This is a genomic window from Micromonospora polyrhachis (assembly GCF_014203835.1).
GTDB lineage: Bacteria > Actinomycetota > Actinomycetes > Mycobacteriales > Micromonosporaceae > Micromonospora_H > Micromonospora_H polyrhachis.
Window position 1 is genome coordinate 4410289 of record NZ_JACHJW010000001.1, and the last position, 18015, is coordinate 4428303.

General features: G+C 69.4%; 18 protein-coding genes. 14 read left to right on the forward strand and 4 right to left on the reverse strand.

Annotated elements, in window-relative coordinates:
* The 5 genes from FHR38_RS19405 to FHR38_RS19425 all read left to right on the forward strand — a co-directional run bounded on the left by FHR38_RS19405 (position 1) and on the right by FHR38_RS19425 (position 5308).
* Positions 1-987 carry a carbohydrate ABC transporter permease gene (locus FHR38_RS19405; protein WP_184536007.1) on the forward strand — a complete coding sequence of 329 codons (987 nt, stop codon included), beginning with the start codon at positions 1-3 and terminating at the stop codon, positions 985-987.
* Positions 977-1819 (forward strand): carbohydrate ABC transporter permease, encoded by an 843-nt coding sequence (locus FHR38_RS19410; protein ID WP_184536008.1) that lies wholly within the window; start codon positions 977-979, stop codon positions 1817-1819. Before FHR38_RS19405 ends, FHR38_RS19410 begins: the two co-directional genes overlap by 11 nt.
* Positions 1816-2805 carry an ROK family protein gene (locus tag FHR38_RS19415; RefSeq protein ID WP_184536009.1) on the forward strand — a complete coding sequence of 330 codons (990 nt, stop codon included), beginning with the start codon at positions 1816-1818 and terminating at the stop codon, positions 2803-2805. Before FHR38_RS19410 ends, FHR38_RS19415 begins: the two co-directional genes overlap by 4 nt.
* Positions 2802-3491 carry an N-acetylmannosamine-6-phosphate 2-epimerase gene (locus FHR38_RS19420; protein WP_184536010.1) on the forward strand — a complete coding sequence of 230 codons (690 nt, stop codon included), beginning with the start codon at positions 2802-2804 and terminating at the stop codon, positions 3489-3491. Before FHR38_RS19415 ends, FHR38_RS19420 begins: the two co-directional genes overlap by 4 nt.
* Positions 3492-3646: 155 nt before the next feature.
* On the forward strand, positions 3647-5308 hold the full coding sequence (locus tag FHR38_RS19425) for a DUF4127 family protein (protein ID WP_184536011.1): 1662 nt from the start codon (positions 3647-3649) through the stop codon (positions 5306-5308).
* Positions 5309-5360: 52 nt separating this feature from the next.
* Here FHR38_RS19425 and FHR38_RS19430 read toward each other — a convergent pair whose 3' ends face one another.
* A complete protein-coding gene (locus tag FHR38_RS19430) occupies positions 5361-5918 on the reverse strand; it encodes a GNAT family N-acetyltransferase (protein WP_184536012.1) in 558 nt (185 codons plus the stop codon).
* 113 nt (positions 5919-6031) lie between these two features.
* Here FHR38_RS19430 and FHR38_RS19435 point away from each other — a divergent pair, with 113 nt between their 5' ends.
* From FHR38_RS19435 to FHR38_RS19455, 5 genes are all read left to right on the forward strand, one after another.
* Positions 6032-6331, forward strand: a complete 300-nt coding sequence (locus tag FHR38_RS19435; RefSeq protein WP_312882280.1) for a DUF6412 domain-containing protein — start codon at positions 6032-6034, stop codon at positions 6329-6331.
* A 108-nt stretch (positions 6332-6439) separates the two neighbouring features.
* Positions 6440-7204: a YidC/Oxa1 family membrane protein insertase gene (locus tag FHR38_RS19440; protein ID WP_184536013.1), complete on the forward strand. Its 765-nt coding sequence runs from the start codon at positions 6440-6442 to the stop codon at positions 7202-7204.
* Between the two features lie 115 nt (positions 7205-7319).
* Positions 7320-8750 (forward strand): carbohydrate-binding protein, encoded by a 1431-nt coding sequence (locus tag FHR38_RS19445; protein WP_184536014.1) that lies wholly within the window; start codon positions 7320-7322, stop codon positions 8748-8750.
* Between the two features lie 154 nt (positions 8751-8904).
* Positions 8905-10329 carry a chitinase gene (locus tag FHR38_RS19450; protein ID WP_184536015.1) on the forward strand — a complete coding sequence of 475 codons (1425 nt, stop codon included), beginning with the start codon at positions 8905-8907 and terminating at the stop codon, positions 10327-10329.
* A 33-nt stretch (positions 10330-10362) separates the two neighbouring features.
* Positions 10363-11922 carry a cellulose binding domain-containing protein gene (locus FHR38_RS19455; protein ID WP_184536016.1) on the forward strand — a complete coding sequence of 520 codons (1560 nt, stop codon included), beginning with the start codon at positions 10363-10365 and terminating at the stop codon, positions 11920-11922.
* A 48-nt stretch (positions 11923-11970) separates the two neighbouring features.
* Here FHR38_RS19455 and FHR38_RS19460 read toward each other — a convergent pair whose 3' ends face one another.
* A complete protein-coding gene (locus tag FHR38_RS19460) occupies positions 11971-12627 on the reverse strand; it encodes a DedA family protein (protein ID WP_184536017.1) in 657 nt (218 codons plus the stop codon).
* Positions 12628-12761: 134 nt separating this feature from the next.
* Between FHR38_RS19460 and FHR38_RS19465 the strand changes: the two genes are divergently transcribed.
* Together FHR38_RS19465 and fabG are read left to right on the forward strand one after the other, a co-directional pair.
* Positions 12762-14417, forward strand: coding sequence for an alpha-amylase family protein (locus tag FHR38_RS19465; protein WP_184536018.1), 1656 nt, complete (start codon positions 12762-12764; stop codon positions 14415-14417).
* Between the two features lie 99 nt (positions 14418-14516).
* A complete protein-coding gene (gene fabG / locus FHR38_RS19470) occupies positions 14517-15275 on the forward strand; it encodes a 3-oxoacyl-ACP reductase FabG (RefSeq protein ID WP_184536019.1) in 759 nt (252 codons plus the stop codon).
* Positions 15276-15329: 54 nt separating this feature from the next.
* Here the strand turns inward: fabG and FHR38_RS19475 are convergent, their stop codons facing one another.
* Together FHR38_RS19475 and FHR38_RS19480 are read right to left on the reverse strand one after the other, a co-directional pair.
* A complete protein-coding gene (locus FHR38_RS19475; RefSeq protein WP_184536020.1) occupies positions 15330-15749 on the reverse strand; it encodes a hypothetical protein in 420 nt (139 codons plus the stop codon).
* Positions 15742-16167 (reverse strand): hypothetical protein, encoded by a 426-nt coding sequence (locus tag FHR38_RS19480; protein ID WP_184536021.1) that lies wholly within the window; start codon positions 16165-16167, stop codon positions 15742-15744. The genes FHR38_RS19475 and FHR38_RS19480 overlap by 8 nt, the downstream gene beginning before the upstream one ends.
* A 194-nt stretch (positions 16168-16361) precedes the next feature.
* On the opposite strand from FHR38_RS19480, the gene FHR38_RS19485 reads away from it, so the two are divergent.
* Positions 16362-17039, forward strand: coding sequence for a hypothetical protein (locus FHR38_RS19485; RefSeq protein ID WP_184536022.1), 678 nt, complete (start codon positions 16362-16364; stop codon positions 17037-17039).
* A 63-nt stretch (positions 17040-17102) separates the two neighbouring features.
* Positions 17103-18008 carry a Gfo/Idh/MocA family protein gene (locus FHR38_RS19490; RefSeq protein WP_184536023.1) on the forward strand — a complete coding sequence of 302 codons (906 nt, stop codon included), beginning with the start codon at positions 17103-17105 and terminating at the stop codon, positions 18006-18008.
* Positions 18009-18015 lie beyond the last annotated feature (7 nt).

The following is an 18015-nucleotide window of genomic DNA, read 5'->3' on the forward strand; positions in this document are numbered from 1 at the left end:
ATGTCCGAGACGGACACCGTGGCGGGCCGGGAATCGGCCCGGCCCGCCACCGGGGGGCGTACCGCCGAACCGGCCGGTCCGCGGCGGGCGGGTGACCGCCGGCCGTACTGGACCGCCCGACGACGGGACCAGCTCACCGGTTACCTGTTCATCACCCCGCAACTGCTGGGCAGCGCGGTCTTCGTGATCCTGCCGCTGATCCTGGTGGTCTGGTACAGCCTGCACGAATGGAACGTGCTCGCCGGCACCTTCGACTACGTCGGGGCCGAGAACTACCAGGCGCTGGCCGACGACACCAACCTGCCGGGCGTACTGAAGGCCACCGGGCTCTTCTCGATCGGGCTGGTGATCTTCAACCTCGCCCTGGCGCTGCTGCTCGCGGTCCTGCTCAACCAGCGGCTACGCGGCAGCATCGTGTTCCGTACCCTCTTCTTCTCGCCGGTGGTCGTGTCGCTGGTGGCCTGGACCATCGTCTGGGGCTTCCTGCTCCAGGACAACGGCGGGATCAACGGGCTGCTCGACACCATCGGCGTCGACGGGCCGAACTGGCTGCGCGGCGAAACCACCGCCATGCTCTCGGTCATCGTCGTACAGGTCTTCAAGAACGTCGGCCTCAACATGGTGCTCTTCCTGGCCGCGCTCCAGGGCGTGCCGGGCGAACTGTACGAGGCTGCCGAGGTCGACGGGGCCAGCCGGATGCGCCAGTTCTGGCGGATCACCGTGCCGTTGATCAGCCCGACGATCCTGCTCACCTCGATCATCACGGTGGTCGGCTCGTTGCAGGTCTTCGCGCAGATCGCCGTGCTGACCCAGGGCGGGCCGGGCACCTCCACCACCGTGCTCGTCTACTACCTCTACCAGCAGGCGTTCCAGTTCCACCACTTCGGCTACGGCGCCACCCTGTCGATCGTGCTTTTCGCCATCGTCCTCGCGCTGACCGTGCTCCAGTGGCAGATGCGCAAGAGGTGGGTCTTCCATGAATCGTGACATCTCGCGTCGGACCAAGCTCGTGCTCTACGGCGTACTGATGGTCCTGTGCATTCCGTTCGTCTTCCCGACCTGGTGGATGGTCACCTCGTCGCTGAAGCCGATCGCCGACATCTTCGCCTTCCCGCCGCAGCTCTGGCCGACCGACGTCCAGTTCGACGCGTACCAGCGGGTGTTCGAGTTGCAGCCGTTCGAACGGCAGTACTTCAACAGCCTCTACATCGCGCTGATCGTCACCGTCGGCACGCTGGCGGTCTCGGCCCTCTCCGGGTACGCCTTCGCGCGGATCCGGTTCCGGGGACAGAACGTGCTGTTCCTGGTGGTGCTCGCCGGCCTGCTCATCCCGAGCGAGGTGACGATCGTCCCGCTGTTCCAGATGTTCTTCAAGCTCGGGCTGGTCGACACCCACTGGCCGCTGATCCTGGTGCCGATCCTCGGTGCGCCCAGCGTGCTGGCGACGTTCATCATGCGGCAGTTCTTCATCAGCCTCCCCGGTGAACTGGAGGAGGCGGCCAGGGTGGACGGGCTGGGCCGGTTCGCGACCTTCTGGAAGATCGCCCTGCCGCTGTCCCGCCCGGCGCTGGGTGCGGTGGCCATCTTCACCTTCCTGCACAGCTGGAACCTCTATCTCGAACCGATCGTGTTCCTCTCCTCGCCGGAGAACTTCACCCTGCCGCAGGCGTTGACCCAGTTCGTCGACGCGTACGGCGGCCCGATGTGGAACGTTCAACTGGCTGCCGCCTCGATGACCGCACTGCCCGTACTGGCGGTGTTCGTGGTAGCGCAGAAGCAGTTCGTCGAGGGTCTGGCGCACACCGGTCTGAAGGGATGAGCAACCCGCAGCACCATCATGTCGGCATCGACACACTGCACGTCGGGGTCGGCATCGACACACTGCACATCGGCATCGACATCGGCGGCACGAAGACCCTCGCCGTGCTGGTGACCCCAGCCGGCGAGGTCGTGGCCCGGAGCACGGCCGGCACCCCGGCCCGGCAGGGTCCGGCAGCGGTCCTGGAAACCGCCGCCGGGCTCGTCCGGCGGTTGCTCCCCGACAACGCTGGCGACGCGCTGGTCACCGTCGGGGTCGGCGCGGCCGGCACCATCGACCCGGACACCGGCACCGTCCGGTACGCCACCGACAGCCTGCCCGGCTGGGCCGGCACCCCGATCGCCGACGAACTCACCGCCCGACTGGCCGGCAACCTGGGGGAGCGGGTACGTCTCGCCCCGGTACGCGTCGACAACGACGTGAACGCCGCCGCACTCGGCGAGACCTGGGCCGGTGCCGGCCGAGGCCGACGACACCTGCTCCTGGTCGCCGCCGGCACCGGGCTCGGCGGCGGACTGATCCGGGACGGCCGGGTCGACCACGGTGCCCGGGGCGGGGCCGGTGAAGTGGCCCATCTGCCGGTGCCCGGAGCCGAGCGCCTGCGCTGCGGCTGCGGTCGGTACGGTCACCTGGAGGCGATCGCCTCCGGCACCGGGCTCGCGGCCGCGTACGAGTTGGCCACCGGGGAACGGATCGCCGGGCAGTTGGTGGCAGAGCGGGCCACGGTCGGGGACACCACCGCGCAGGCGGTGCTCGACCGGGCCGGCACGGCGCTGGGCCGGACCCTCGCGGGGCTGGTCACCCTGCTCGACCCGCAGGCCGTACTGGTGGCTGGCGGGGCGGGGGACGCGCTGCTCCCGGCCGCCGCTATCGCGTACCCGGCAGAACTTCCCCCGGCCTGGGCCGACGTGCCGTTGCTACCCGCCGCGCTCGGCGCCGACTCGGTCGCCGTCGGCGCGGCCCGACTAGCCATGGAGGACCTGTGACGATTCTGGACGACCTGCGTGGTGGCCTGGTCATCTCCTGCCAGCCGCTGCCCGACGAGCCGGACGACCCGATGCGTGACCCGTACGTGCAGGCGCGGGTGGCCGCTGCCGCGGTACGGGGTGGCGCGGTGGCGATTCGGGCGAACGGGCTGGCCGACATCGCGGCGATCAGGGCCACTGTGGACGTACCGGTGATCGGGTTGGTGAAGGCGGGCAGCGACGGGGTCTTCATCACCCCCACCGCGACGCACGCCGTCGACGCGGCGTTGGCCGGGGCGCACATCGTCGCGGTCGACGCCACCGACCGGCCCCGGCCGGACGGGCGCAGCTTCGCCGACACCGTCCAGGCGGTACGCGAGTGCAGCCGCGCCCTGGTGCTCGCCGACATCTCCACCGAACAGGAGGCGGTGGCGGCGGTCGAGGCGGGAGCCGACGCGGTGGCCACCACCCTGTCCGGCTACACCCCGGACAGCCCGGCGACCGACGGACCCGACCTGGATCTGCTGGCCCGGCTGACCAAGCTGCTGTCGGTGCCGGTGATCGCCGAGGGGCGCTACCGGGACACCGAGCAGATCGGCGAGGCCTTCGCCGCCGGGGCACACGCCGTGGTGATGGGCAATGCCGTCACCTCACCGCTGTGGATCACCCGCCGGCTCGTCCCGGCCACCCCCCGGGCCACCGGCTGAGTGCAAGGAAGGGTCCCTTCCTATCGCTTTTTGCATAGGAAGGGGCCCTTCCTAACCCCTCGGCGGGCCGGACGGGTGCGGCGGAGGACTCCCGTCCGGAGGGCGTACGACTGGATGAGCCCGACGCGACGGGGGTGGTTGAGGATGGAGAGACGATGAGAAGACGTAACGTCCTGGCTGCGGGACTGGGCGGTCTGGCCGCCGGCAGCCTGGCGGCCGTGACCCTCGGCGGCGGCTCGGCGCTCGCCGCACCGGCAAAGGGTAGGAACCGGACGATCGCCCTGGTACCGCTCGACGACCGTCCGGTCAACGTGTACTGCTCGGAGATGACCGCCGCCAGCGCCGGGGTACGCCTGGAACTGCCGCCACGGGAGCTGCTCGGCCGGTTCTTCACCCCCGGCGACGGGGCGGGGATCGGCCGCTGGCTGGGCTCGGTCGGCAACGTCGACGGGTACGTCATCTCGGTGAGCATGCTCGCGTACGGCGGCCTGATCGCCTCGCGTACCGCCACCGCGACGATGGCCGAGGCGCTGGCCAACGTCGAGGCGATCCGTACGCTGCGTAGGGCTCGTCCGGACGCCACGATCGAGGTGCACGACACGATCCAGCGGCTCGCCCTGACCAGCACCGGTACGCCGCTGGACGCGTACATCTCGTTGTTGGTCAGTTGGGCGAAGCTCTACGACCAGGTGGTGAACCTCGGCCAGGAGGAGCTGCGCGGGCAGCTCGACGCGACCCGGGCGCAGATCCCCGACGAGATCGTCGACGACTACCTCGCGGCGCGGGCCCGCAACCACCAGGTCAACAAGCTGATGGTGGAGTGGGTCGCCGACGGGACCATCAGCCACCTGGTGCTCTCCGAGGACGACACCGCGCCGGTCGGGCTGGCTCGGGCCGAGCGGGTCGAGCTGGAGGCGCTGGCCGCCCAGCTCGGCGTCACCGACCGGGTGGAGATCTTCCCGGGCGCGGACGAGGTGAACGCGCTGCTGGTGGCCCGGCTCATCGCCGCCGGAGACAACCCCACCTACCGGCTGGAGTACGCGGGCGTATCCGGCGAGAACTGGACGGCCCAACTGGAGGGCATCCCGTTCGCCGAGAACATCCGCCGGCACGTCAAGTCGGTCGGTGGCCGGGTGGTCGACGGCCCCGCCGACATTGTGCTCGCCGTGAACACCCCGTCGGCGGTGGCCGCCAACCGGGGCACCGACCTGGACACCTTCGTGGCCCGGATCGGGGCGCTGCTCGCCGCCGGCACCCCGGTCATCGTGGTGGACCCGTTGATCGTCAACAAGGGGGACCACGACCTGGTCTCCCGGATGGAGGCGGGGCTCGACCTGGCGGCGCTGCTGTCGTACTCCGGCTGGAACACCGGGGGCAACGCGCTGGGGCTGGCCCTCGGGCACGGCACCGCGCGCTGGTCGTACCTGCGTAACTCCGGCAGCGGCTTCGGGGTGCCGCAGATGTCGGCTCCGGGACAGGCACACGCCGAGTACCTGCTCTACCGGTTCGTCAAGGACGACCCGTGGAAGAACGTGGTGCAGACCGAGGCGTACGCCCACGCCCGTGCCCAGGGCTGGGACCCGTTGCGCCTCACCGACGAGCAGAAGGTCTACTTCGACGGTTGGCTACGTGACCGGCTCGCCCCGGTGACCTCGCGGTACTTCGCGGACCACTTCGCCGGGCACCGGATCGTGCTCGGTCGGCGGGGTGCGAAGACGTTCACCGCGAAGTTGGCCCGGCTCGATTCGGTGCACGTCGAGCTGCCCTGGGACCGCCTCTTCGAGGTGACCCTGGAACCACACCTGCGCCTGTCCTGAGGTGTGGGAAGGGCCCCTTCCGAGGCAGGAAGCGATAAGAAGGGGCCCTTCCTTACCGCCGGGCGCGGACGTGGCGGTGGCCGTCCTGCGGAAAGGCGGGCGGCTGGGCGGGCAGGGTATGTGCGAACCGGTAGCCGGTCTTCTCCGCCACCCGGCACGATGCTGGGTTGTCCACCTGATGGAGCAGGTCGAGGTGGTCCAACCCGTCGGCGGCGAAGGTGTCGAAGGCCCAGTCGGTGAGCGTTTCCAGAGCACGCGGGGCAATTCCGCGACCCCGAGCATGCGCCGCCGTCCAGTAGCCGACCTCGGCGGTCCGGCCGGTGGGGTCGGCTCGCTTGAGGACGACGTTGGCGACCAGTTGGTCCTTACCGCTGTCCGGCCGCTCCTCCAGCACCGCGAAGCTGAGCCGCTGCCGGCTCTTCCAGCCCTGCCGCTGCACGTCCAGCCACCGTACGGCGTCCTCAGCGTTCTCCACGTGCAGCCGGGTCCACTGCCGCAGGATGGGGTCGCGGTAGATCTCGATCAACGCGGTGACGTCCCGATCACTCCAGGGGCGCAGGCGCAGTGCGGGAGCGGCTGGCGTCGCCTCTGTCCGTAGGACGGTCGTCATCGGCATGCTCCTGTGGCTTCCGTCGGTGGATCGTCATTCGATCATGGTGCCGTCAGTGCCGCCGAATGACGGGCCTCAGCCGGGGACTGGACGCGATCTTCTAGGCTGACCCCGTGCCTGCGTTTCCGTTGATCGTGACGAGCCTCTGGGCGTACGTCGTCACACAGTTCGCGGAACTCACGACCCACCCGGCCGAGCTGGTCGCCGGGGCGGCGCTCGCCGCCGCGACGTTGATCGCGGTCGCCGTCACGGTTTACTTCGTCGGCTGGCCGGGTCGCCCGACTGATCCGGCACGACACGCCAGCATCCTGCGGGATCGGGCCCGCCGTAGCGGTGTGCCCCGACAGATCGATCCGGACGCGTCCGGGCGGCCCCGTCCACGAGCCCCGTCGGCGCTTCCCTCGGCCGCGTAGCGCCCGTTTTCTCCTGCCGCCACGCGGCCGATTCCACGCCATGCCCGCACATCAGGCGGGCTCGCCTGTCGTAACACGACACCCGGAATCGAGCCGAGGGGTTCAGCCATGCTTGCCTTCGCACCACTCGACGGCGCGGTCGCGGCCGCCTCCGCCGCTGTCTCCGTACTGGCCGACGCCGTCGGGCCACTGGCCGGGACGGCGGCCACCGCCGCCGCCATCGTGCTGTTCACCATTGCCGTCCGACTGCTGATCTCGCCGCTGACCCTGGCGCAGGTGCGGGGCCAGCAGCGGCAGGCGGCGCTCGCTCCGAAGATCCAGGAAATCCAGAAACGGTACGCCGACCAGCCCGACCGGTTGCGGACGGAACTGGTGGCGCTCTATCAGGAGGCGGGTGCCTCGCCGCTGGCCGGCTGCCTGCCGGCACTCTTGCAGGCACCGTTCTTCTTCGTGATGTACCGCCTCTTCACCACTCCTGGTGAAGCGGATGGGCTGCTCTCCGAGCGCCTGTTCGGGGTGCCGCTCGGCCACCACGTCGGCGATGGGCTGGCTGGCGCGGCGGGGCCGCTCTTCGGCGTACTCGTGTTGCTGCTCGTAGGGTTGGCCTGGCTGTCGTCGCGGCGGATGCGTCGGGCGGCGGCCGGTGCGGTGACCGCCCAGCCCGCGGCGAACGGATCGGCGGCCGGTGCGGTGGCGGCCACATCGGCCGACGGAGTGCCGGCGGCAGCGACCAATCCGCTGGCCAAGATCATGCCGTTGCTGCCGTACGGGACACCGCTGATCGTGTTGGTGGCACCGCTCGCGGCGGTGATCTACCTGGTCACCACGACGGCGTGGACGGCGCTGGAGCAGGCGGTACTTCGGCGCGGGTAGGGCACGGGACGACATCGCGTACGTCGACGAGACGGCAGTTGACAATCGTCGATATGCGCCGTACAACCGTGAGAGAGCGCTCTCTCGACTCCCGCTCCGCAGAGAGGCCACCCTGATGAGACCGTACGAGCTCGCCGGGGCGACCGTCGTCGTCGCCCCGGCCCCCAGACGTCGCCTGCTCCTGGTCCTGTCCATGATCACCGTGGTGGTGACCATCCTGGCGGCGGTCACCGTCACCGCGCGTGCCGCCGTGCCGCCCACCCCACCCGGCTGGAGTCTGGTCTGGAGTGACGACTTCACCGGAGCCGCGGGCAGCCCGCCATCAACGAGCAACTGGATCGTCGACACCGGCACCAGCTATCCCGGTGGCCCGGCCAACTGGGGCACCGGTGAGATCCAGACCTACACCGGCAACGGTGCCAACATCGGCCACGACGGGAATGGCAACCTGCGGATCACCGCGCTCCGCGACGCCGCCGGCGGGTGGACATCGTCGCGGATCGAGACGGTACGCACCAACTTCAAGCCGCCGAGCGGGGGAGTGCTCGCCATCGAGGGGCGGATCCAGATGCCCAATATCACGGGCGCGGCGGCGGCCGGGTACTGGCCGGCGTTCTGGGCGTTGGGCGCGCCGTTCCGGGGCAACCACTGGAACTGGCCGGGCATCGGCGAGTTCGACATCATGGAGAACGTCAACGGGATCGACTCGGTGTGGGGGGTGCTCCACTGTGGAGTGGCGCCCGGCGGACCGTGCAACGAGTTCACCGGTATCGGCGCGTCCCGTACCTGCCCGGGGGCATCCTGCCAGTCGGCGTTCCACACCTACCGCTTCGAGTGGGACGCCGGAGCCAGCCCGCAACAACTGCGCTGGTACGTCGACGGCCAGCACTACCACACGGTCACCCAGTCGCAGGTCGGTGAGCCGCACTGGGCCAACATGACCAGCCACGCCGGCTACTTCCTGCTGCTCAACCTGGCCATGGGCGGGGCGTTCCCGAACGCCATCGCCGGTTCGACGACGCCGACGGCGGCCACCGTCTCCGGTCGGTCGATGCTGGTGGACTACGTGGCGGTGTGGAGCCGGGGTGGGGGTACCGTGCCGACGACCCCACCGGTCACGACTCCGCCGCCGGGCGGCGGGTTCGACGCGTACTCGACCATCCAGGCGGAGGAGTTCAGCGCGCAGAACGGTGTGCTCACCGAGGCGTGCAGTGAGGGCGGACAGAACATCGGCGGGCTGCGCAACGGTGACTGGGTCCGGTTCGATCGCGTCAACTTCGGTGCGACCCCGCCCCGGGACTTCGTCGCCCGGGTCGCCTCCGGCGCGCCCGGTGGGGTGAGCGGTCTGGTGGAGGTACGCCTCGACAGTCCCACCGGCTCACCGATCGGTAGTTTCGCGGTGGCGAACACGGGTGGCTGGCAGAGTTGGCGCTCGGTGCCGGGCAACGTGTCGACGGTGACCGGCAACCGAACGGTCTACCTGACCTTCACCAGCGGCCAGCCGGAGGACTTCGTCAACGTCAACTGGTTCACCTTCCGCCGCTGACCTCCCACTGGTTGTGGTTGTCGGGAGGGCCCCTTCCAGGGTGGGAAGCGATAGGAAGGGGCCCTTCTCCCATCACAAAATCATCAGGGGCCGGGGTCTGGACAGAAACAGTTAACAGTCCTAATAATTAGGGCCATCTTGTTGATGGCTGTGGATGTCTGGGTTGGTGGGAGGGGTTGGGGTGTGGCGTCGGTCGAGGTCGTTGGTGGTGGCGGTGGTGGCGGGGTTGGTGGCGGCGTTGGGGGTGGTGTGGGGGCAGTTGCCGGCGTTCGCGGCGGGTGTGACGGCGTCGTTTGTGAGGGTGTCGGATTGGGGTTCGGGTTGGGAGGGGCGGTACACGATCACGAATGGTGGGTCTACGGCGGTGTCGTCGTGGTCGTTGGTGTTTGATCTTCCGGCGGGTACGTCGGTGGGTTCGTATTGGGATGCGTTGTTGTCGTCGTCGGGGCAGCGGTTCACGTTTTCGAATCGGTCGTGGAATGGGTTGATCGCGCCGGGTGGGTCGGTGTCGTTCGGGTTTCTGGCGTCGGGGTCGGGTTCGCCGGTGGGTTGTTTGTTGAACGGGCAGGCGTGTGGTGGTGGTGCGGACCCGACGGGATCTCCGACGGCGACGCCGACGGCTTCGGCCTCACCGACGGTGTCCCCGACCACGCCACCACCGACCGATCCGCCCACCGATGGGCTGCCCAGGCACTTTCTCACCGGCTACTGGCACAACTTCGTCAACCCGGCGGTCGAACTGCGGCTGCGGGACGTACCGGCCGACTACGACCTGGTCGCCGTCGCCTTCGCGGACGCCACCAGCACCCCGGGTGCGGTGACGTTCCACGTCGACCCGGGGTTGTCGGCGGCGGTCGGTGGCTACACCAACGCCGACTTCAAGGCCGACGTGGCAGCGCTGCACGCCCGGGGCAAGAAGGTGATCATCTCGGTCGGCGGTGAGGCCGGTCGGGTGTCGGTCAACGACGCGAACTCCGCCGTCAACTTCAGCAACACGGTCTACCAGCTCATCCAGGAGTACGGCTTCGACGGCGTCGACATCGACCTGGAGAACGGACTCAACCCGACGTACATGGCGCAGGCGCTGCGATCCCTGCGCAGCCGGGTCGGCAGTGGACTGATCATCACGATGGCACCGCAGACCATCGACATGCAGTCGCCCTCGGTGTCCTACTTCAAACTCGCGCTGGACATCAAGGACATCCTCACCGTCGTACACACCCAGTTCTACAACTCCGGCGCGATGCTCGGCTGCGACCAGAACGCCGCCTACTCCCAGGGCACGGTCAACTTCATGACCGCGCTCGCCTGCATCCAACTGGAGGCTGGGCTGCGGCCCGACCAGGTGGCCCTCGGCCTGCCCGCCGGACCCGGCGCGGCCGGCGGTGGCGTGGTCGCTCCGGCCCTGGTCAACCAGGGGCTGGACTGCCTGGCCAGGGCCACCAACTGCGGCAGCTTCCGGCCGCCGCGCACCTACCCGGGCATTCGGGGCGCGATGACCTGGTCGATCAACTGGGACGTCGCCAACGGCAACAACTTCGCCCGCACGGTAAAGCCGCACCTCGCCACCCTGCCCTGACTTCGTACCTCTTTCTTGGCCTTGGGAGATCCGATGAGAATCCGTTCCCTCCGAACGGCGGTCTTCGCCGCCGCCCTCGTGGCCGCGACCGCCGCGGCCACGGTGCTGGTGGCACCGGCCGCGTCCGCCGCCACCGCGTCCTTCAACCGCACCACCAGCTGGAGCACCGGGTACGAAGCCAGATTCACCGTCACCAACGACACCTCGACCGCCATCACCTCGTGGAACGTGCAGTTCGACCTGCCGGCGGGCAGCACGATGGGCACCTACTGGGACGCCCTGGTGAGCACCTCGGGGCAGCATGTCACCGCGACCAACCGGTCGTGGAACGGCAGCCTGGCCCCGGGGGCCAGCACCTCGTTCGGCTTCATCGTCACCGGCACCGGTGACCCGACGAACTGCACGGTCAACGGGCAGTCCTGCACCGGCGGCCCCGGCAACCAGGTGCCCGGGGTCCCGGGCAACCCCCGGGCCACCACGACCACCACGTCGTCGATCTCACTGGCCTGGGACGCCTCCGCCGGCACCGTGACCGGCTACCGGGTGTACGAGGGCACAGCGGTCAAGGCCACCGTCACCGGGACCTCGGCGACCATCTCCGGGCTGGCCACCTGCTCGGCGCACAGCTACACGGTCACGGCGTACAACGAGCACGGCGAGTCGGCGAAGTCGGCGGTCGTACCGGCGTCCACCGGTGGCTGCGAGCCGCCCACCGGTGGAATGGCCGCCGCGCCGTACCTCTATCCGGGCTGGGGCAACCCGCCGGCACCGGCGACGGTGATGAACGCGACCGGGATCAGGTGGTTCACCATCGCGTTCATCCTCTCCAACGGTGGCTGCGCGCCGGGCTGGGACGGCAACGCGCCGCTCACCGGTGGGGTACACGCCAACACGATCAACGCGATCCGGGCGGCCGGTGGCGACATCATCCCGTCGATCGGCGGCTGGAGCGGCAACAAGCTCGGCCCGAACTGCTCGACCCCGCAGGCCCTGGCGGCGGCGTACCAGCAGGTGATCGACGCGTTCGACCTGAAGGCGATCGACGTCGACATCGAGAACACCGACGAGTTCGAGAACACCGTGGTGCAGGACCGGATCCTCAACGCGCTGAAGATCGTCAAGCAGAACAATCCAGGAATCAAGACGATCATCACCATGCCGACCACCACGACCGGGCCGAACTACTACGGCACCCGGCTGATCAACCAGGCGGCGGCGTTGCAGGCCAACATCGACGTATTCACGATCATGCCGTTCGACTTCGGTGGCGGCACCAACATGTACCAGAGCACGGTCAACGCCTCGGAGGGACTGAAGAACGCCCTCAAGACCGCGTTCGGCTGGACCGACGCCACAGCCTACAGCCGGATGGGCATCTCGGGCATGAACGGCCTCTCCGACCAGCGGGAACTCACCACCCCGGCGACCTGGACGCAGATCCGCGACTGGGCGGAGGCCCGGGGACTGGCCCGGTTCACCTACTGGGCGGTCAACCGGGACCGGCCCTGCCCGGACGGTGGCGTGGTGTCGCACTGTAGCGGCATCGCACAGAACGACTGGGAGTTCACCTCCATCACCGCCCAGTTCGGCTGACCTGAACCGACCTGAGTCCGATCAACGGCAACACATCACCCGCACAGTTCAGCGGGTGATGTGTTGCTGGCTGTGCCGTCGACGCAGGCGCTTGACGACCCAGGTGCCGATCATGACGACGAAGAGGAGCAGGATGCCGTAGTCGAACCAACTGCTGTACCGCTCGGCCTGCTCCCAACGAGAGCCGAGGGCGTAGCCCAGCCCGACGAAGAGCGAGTTCCAGATACCGCTACCCAACGCGGTCAGGGCCAGGAACTGGCCGATCGGCATCCGGTCCGCTCCGGCGGGCACCGACACCAGACTGCGCACCACCGGAACCATCCGGCCGAAGAGCACCGCCCACCGGCCGTACCGCTCGAACCAGCGATCCGCCTTGGTCAGGTCGTCGGACTCCACCAGGGGAATCCGGTCCAGCCAGCGCTTCAACCGGTCCTCGCCGAGTTTCGCGCCGAGCCAATAGAGCGCGAGCGCCCCCAGCACCGAGCCGGCGGTGGCCGCCAGCACCACCAGGAAGACGTTGATCCGGCCCTCGCCGGCAAGGTAGCCGCCCATCGCGAGGACGATCTCACTGGGGATCGGCGGCACGATGTTCTCCAACGCGACCAGCAGACCCACCCCGATTACGCCCATCGAGTCGATCACCCCGGCCACCCAGCCGGTGAGCCCGCCCATCTCGGTCGGGTCGACCTCGGCGGCGACTGCCATCGGCGGGTACCTCCTGTACGCATCGATGCCACTGGTGTGGTCGGGACCCTCCTACCCGCTGACCACGCTAGTCACACTCCGTACCGTGGCGGTTCAGGTTTGTCCGACTGCCGGATCGGAAAAGTCCCTCAGGTATGGGTGACAGGTGGTATTCCGAGGCGGTCGTCTACTGCCTCGACATCGACACGTTCGCGGACTCCGACGGCGACGGGGTCGGTGACATCAAGGGCTTGATCGGCCGGTTGGACTACCTGGCCCGGCTCGGGGTCACCTGCCTCTGGCTGCACCCCATCCATCCGTCCCCCAATGAGGACGACGGCTACGACGCGACCGACTTCTACAACATCGACCCGCGCTTCGGCACCCTCGGCGACTTCGCCGAGTTGCTGCACCAGGCCGGCAACCGGGGCATCCGGGTCATCATCGACCTGGTCGTCAACCACACCTCCGACCAGCATCCCTGGTTCCAGTCGGCCCGGTCGTCGCCGGACTCGCCGTACCGGGACTGGTACATCTGGTCGGACGAGCAGCCGCCGGACCGGCACCAGGGCATGGTCTTCCCCGGCGAGCAGCACGAGACGTGGAGCTACGACCGCACCGCCAAGGCCTGGTACTACCACCGGTTCTACCGGTTCCAGCCGGACCTGAACACCGCCAATCCGGACGTACGCGCCGAGATCGCGAAGATCGTCTCGTTCTGGCTACAGCTCGGTGTCTCCGGGTTCCGTATCGACGCGGTGCCGTTCATCATCGAGCACACCGAGCCGGGACGCCCGAACTCACCCAAGGACTTCGAGTACCTGACCCAGCTGCGCCAGCACGTGCAGTGGCGACGGGCGGACGCCGTACTGCTGGCCGAGGCGAACGTGGAGCCCGACGACCTGCCCGCCTACTTCGGTGACAACGGTGGTTCGGCCAACCGGCTGCACATGCTCTTCGACTTCATGCTCAACGGTCGGCTGATGCTGGCCCTGGCCCGCCACGACCCCGAGCCCATCATCGACGCGCTGCGTGACACCCCGACCCTGCCACCCGGCGGCCAGTGGGCGACCTTCCTGCGTAACCACGACGAGATCGACCTGTCCCGGTTGACCGCCGAACAGCGGGAGCAGGTGTTCGACGCCTTCGGGCCCGAGGAGAAGATGCGGATCTACGGTCGGGGCATCCGCCGCCGGCTGGCCCCGATGCTCGGCAACGACCGCCGCCGGCTGGAGCTGGCCTACGCCCTCCAGTTCTCGTTGCGCGGTACGCCGGTGCTGCGCTACGGCGAGGAGATCGGGATGGGTGACGACCTGTCACTGCCCGGCCGGCAGTCGATCCGTACCCCGATGCAGTGGTCCGACCAGCCCAATGCCGGCTTCTCCTCGGCTGCGGCGGAGAAGCTGGTCCGGCCGGTCATCGACAGCGGCGAGTACGGCTATCAGCGGGTCAACGTGACGGCCCAGCGCCGGGACCCCGGGTCGCTGCTGAACTGGTTCGAGCGGATGATCCGTACCCTCCGGGAGACGCCCGAGATCGGATCGGGCAGCTGTACCCACGTCGACGTACGGCTACCACCGGCGGTGCTCGCGCACCGGGCGGACGGGCCGACCGGCAGCATGCTCTTCCTGCACAACCTCGGCCCGGACAAAGCCGTACTCGACCTCGGTGAGCTGTATCCGGAGACCGAGCTGCCGGGGGACGTCCTGGCCGACCGTCGGTACACCCCGGTGGGCAAGTTCGACGCGTTGGAGCTGGCCGGTTACGGCTACCGGTGGATCCGGCTCAGCCGTGGTGCTGCCTTCGAGTGAGGGCAGCGGGCAGGTCGGCGTCGTCCTCGGGTGACGGCGGACGGGCGTACCCCTGGGTTAAGCTCCTCCGACCGTCGCCGTGAGTTGTCGGAGGTCGCCATGTCGGAGCAGTCCCGAGTTGCCATCGTCACCGGTGCCGCCCGGGGGATCGGCGCGGCTACCGCACTGCGGCTGGCCGCCGACGGTCTGGCGGTGGCCGTGGTCGACCTCGACGAGGTGGCCGCGCAGAGCACCGTGGACGCGATCAGCGCGGCGGGCGGTCGGGCGCTCGCGATCGCGGCCGACGTCGCCGACCGGGCGCAGGTGCAGGCGGCCGTCGACCGGGTCGCCGCCGAACTGGGTGCGCCGTCGGTGCTGGTCAACAACGCCGGGGTGCTCCGGGACAACCTGTTGTTCAAGATGACCGATGCCGACTGGGACACCGTGCTGGGAGTGCACCTGCGGGGTGCGTTCCTGTTCAGCCAGGCGGCGCAGAAGCACATGGTCGACCAGCGCTGGGGACGGATCGTCAACCTGTCCAGCACCTCCGCGTTGGGCAACCGGGGGCAGGCGAACTATGCGGCGGCCAAGGCCGGGCTCCAGGGGTTCACCAAGACGCTCGCCATCGAGCTGGGTCAGTTCGGGATCACCGTCAACGCGGTGGCACCCGGCTTCATCGCCACCGACATGACGGCCGCGACCGCCGCGCGTATCGGCGTCGATTTCGACGACTTCCAGGAGCGGATCGCCGCCCAGACTCCGGTCCGCCGGATTGGTCGGCCGGAGGACATCGCGCACACCGTGTCCTTCCTGGCCAGCGAGGGTGCTTCGTTCGTCTCCGGTCAGGTGATCTACGTCGCCGGCGGTCCCTGCGACTGACCGGTCCGGGCCGGTGCGATTGACGGTCGCGGGTCTCGTCGGTTCTGCGCTCCGTCAGCTCTGCGTCGCCGGGGGGCGGCTGGTGCGCAACAGCCAGAGCAGACCGAGGATCGGCAGCACCAGCGGCACATAGCCGTACCCTGAGCCGAACCCCGACCAGACGGTGTCATCGGGGAAGAGCGCGGGCTTGAGCAGGCTGATGGTGCCGACGACGAGCACTCCGGCGAGTTCGACGGCGCAGCAGACCAGGGCGGTGCGGCGTCCGCCGGCGCTGTCCCGGGCCAGTCCGACGGTGGCGACGATGTAGATCACCGCAGCCAGGGCGGAGAGCAGGTAGGCGAGCGGGGCCTCGTCGAAGCGGAGGATCGTCTGTACCCCGGCCCGGCAGGTGGCGGCGATGGCGAAGAGCAGGTAGACCGCGACCAGCAGCCGGCCGGGCCCCCGGTTGGTCGACCGGGTTGGGGCGTCAACCACCGACGACCTCCCAGGTCTGCTGGAGCCGGACGATCAGGACCGGATTGACCAGGCAGATGACGGTGATGATGGCCGAGCCCCAACGAGTCGGTTCCATCCGGGCCAGCACCGCGGCCAGCGGCGGCAGACAGACCAGGGTGACCAGGTAGCCGGCGAAGGTGGCCGCCTCGTGGGGCCGGTCACCTCCGAAGATCGCCACCAGCGCGGCGGCGGTCAACGCGAGCAGCGACAACTCGACCACCGCCAGGCCGATCAGGTGGGAACGGTCCGGCGCGCGGTCACGCACCGTTGCGATCAGGCTCCATACGGCGAGTACGAGTGACAGCGCGATGGCCACCGTCGCCAGTATCCCGTCCACCGGCGTACCGGCTGTCGCCGTGGTTGCCGCCTCGGTTGCGCTGACGGTTGCGCTGGTCACCGGAGGTCCCCGGTCGTTGGGTCGGTCACCGGCACAGCCTACTAACGCCGATGTCGTCGGCTGCCGACGCCGCCAGCTCCTTCGGCGCTCGGCGGCACCCTCCCCATCGCATCAATAGATGCCTATCATCGAGTTGTTTGTCGGACGCGCAGCCTGGGGAGTCGAGAGGCGTGGACGCGACAGGGATATGGGCAATGTTGATTCTCGGCGTGCTGGGCATGTTGTCGCTGCTCGCGCTCGCCCTACTGACCGATCGGCAACGCGCGGCACGACCCGACCCGGACCAGTTGCGGGCCGAGGCCGAGGAGTTGGCCACCCATTCCGCCGAGGCCCAGGCAGAGGCCGGGCGGGCGGTCGCCATCGCGGTCGAGGCCCGGGAGGAGGTGGCCGCCACCGAGCGTCTCCGCGACGAGGCCTGGGCCGCCCAGGAAGCGACCGAGAAGGCGTACGAGGAGGCGTTGCGCGCCGCGCAGGCCGGTCGGCGGGCCGGTGACGGTGCGGACGGTGCCGACACCGAGCAGGAGCGGGTGGTGTCCCGGGCCGCCCTGTCGGCGTACCGGCGGGGGGACATCTCGGTGCGGGAGATGCGCGAGGTGTGGCAGCGGGCCGGCGATCGGGATCCGACACAGCGGGAGCGGGAGCAGGCTGCCGAGCGGCAGCGCCTGCAACAGGTGGCGGCGCGACGGGTGCACGACCAGGCCGCAGCGGAGGTACGGCGGGCCGACCAGGCGGCACGGGTGGCCGAGGTGGCGGCCCAGGCGCTGGTGGACGAGGCGGCTGTGGCGGCGGTGGAGGCACACGAGGCGTTGCTCACCGCCGAGCGGTACGCCGTACGTCGGCGACCGTCCCGTTCCCGGAAACGGTCAGGCTAGCGGGTCCCGATGTGTTAGGAAGGGACCCTTCCAAGGCAGAAGACGATAAGAAGGGGCCCTTCCTTGCTTCGGTTCGGACTGTTTGGGACTGGTCACTGGGCGGCCAAGACACACGCCACGGCGCTGGCGGCACACCCCGGGGCGGAACTCGCCGGAGTGTGGGGACGTGACCCGGCCAAGGCCGCCGCGTTGGCCCAGCAGTACGACGTACCCGCCTTCGACGACGTCGACGCCCTGATCGGGGCGGTCGACGCGGTGGCCGTGGCCCTGCCACCGGACGTACAGGCGACGGTGGCCGTACGGGCTGCTGCTGCTGGCCGGCACCTGCTGCTCGACAAGCCGCTGGCACTGAGCACGTCGGACGCCGACCGGGTGGTGGCAGCCGTCGGGCAGACCGGCGTGGCGTCCCTGGTCTTCTTCACCAACCGGTTCCACCCGAACATCGCCAGCTTCGTCGCCGCCACGGCGGCGGCCGGCGGGTGGCAGGGTGCCCGGGCCATCATGTTCGCGTCGATCTTCGAGTCGGGCAGCCCGTACGCCGGTTCGTCGTGGCGTCGGGAGCGGGGTGGCCTGTGGGATGTGGGGCCGCACGCCCTGTCGGTGCTCCTGCCGGTGCTGGGCCGGGTCACCGAGGTGGCCGCCGTGTCCGGACCCCGGGGCACCGTCCACCTGTTGCTGAAGCACGGCACCCAGGCGACCAGCACGGTCTCGCTGACCCTGGACGCGCCCTCTGCGGCGGTCGGTAGTGAACTGGTCTTCTATGGCGAGAACGGCATCAAGAGCATGCCGCCCCGGGAGGGCGGACCGGCCGACGCGCTCGGCCTGGCCATCGACCAGCTGCTGGCGGAGGTCGACTCGGGCACCCGGGACCAGCAGTGTGATGTCCGGTTCGGCCGGGATGTGGTGGCCGTGCTCGACGCCGCCGAGACCGCCCGTGCCCAGGGCCGTACGGTGACCCTGCCCGGGTAGGCCACGG

Excerpts from the sequence above, each read along its gene's own strand:
- FHR38_RS19405 (WP_184536007.1), top strand. The coding sequence starts at position 1 with ATGTCCGAGACGGACACCGTGGCGGGCCGGGAATCGGCCCGGCCCGCC.
- FHR38_RS19410 (WP_184536008.1), top strand. The coding sequence starts at position 977 with ATGAATCGTGACATCTCGCGTCGGACCAAGCTCGTGCTCTACGGCGTA.
- FHR38_RS19415 (WP_184536009.1), top strand. The coding sequence starts at position 1,816 with ATGAGCAACCCGCAGCACCATCATGTCGGCATCGACACACTGCACGTC.
- FHR38_RS19425 (WP_184536011.1), top strand. The coding sequence starts at position 3,647 with ATGAGAAGACGTAACGTCCTGGCTGCGGGACTGGGCGGTCTGGCCGCC.
- FHR38_RS19430 (WP_184536012.1), bottom strand. The coding sequence starts at position 5,918 with ATGACGACCGTCCTACGGACAGAGGCGACGCCAGCCGCTCCCGCACTG.
- FHR38_RS19440 (WP_184536013.1), top strand. The coding sequence starts at position 6,440 with ATGCTTGCCTTCGCACCACTCGACGGCGCGGTCGCGGCCGCCTCCGCC.
- FHR38_RS19445 (WP_184536014.1), top strand. The coding sequence starts at position 7,320 with ATGAGACCGTACGAGCTCGCCGGGGCGACCGTCGTCGTCGCCCCGGCC.
- FHR38_RS19450 (WP_184536015.1), top strand. The coding sequence starts at position 8,905 with ATGTCTGGGTTGGTGGGAGGGGTTGGGGTGTGGCGTCGGTCGAGGTCG.
- FHR38_RS19455 (WP_184536016.1), top strand. The coding sequence starts at position 10,363 with ATGAGAATCCGTTCCCTCCGAACGGCGGTCTTCGCCGCCGCCCTCGTG.
- FHR38_RS19460 (WP_184536017.1), bottom strand. The coding sequence starts at position 12,627 with ATGGCAGTCGCCGCCGAGGTCGACCCGACCGAGATGGGCGGGCTCACC.
- FHR38_RS19465 (WP_184536018.1), top strand. The coding sequence starts at position 12,762 with ATGGGTGACAGGTGGTATTCCGAGGCGGTCGTCTACTGCCTCGACATC.
- fabG (WP_184536019.1), top strand. The coding sequence starts at position 14,517 with ATGTCGGAGCAGTCCCGAGTTGCCATCGTCACCGGTGCCGCCCGGGGG.
- FHR38_RS19485 (WP_184536022.1), top strand. The coding sequence starts at position 16,362 with ATGTTGATTCTCGGCGTGCTGGGCATGTTGTCGCTGCTCGCGCTCGCC.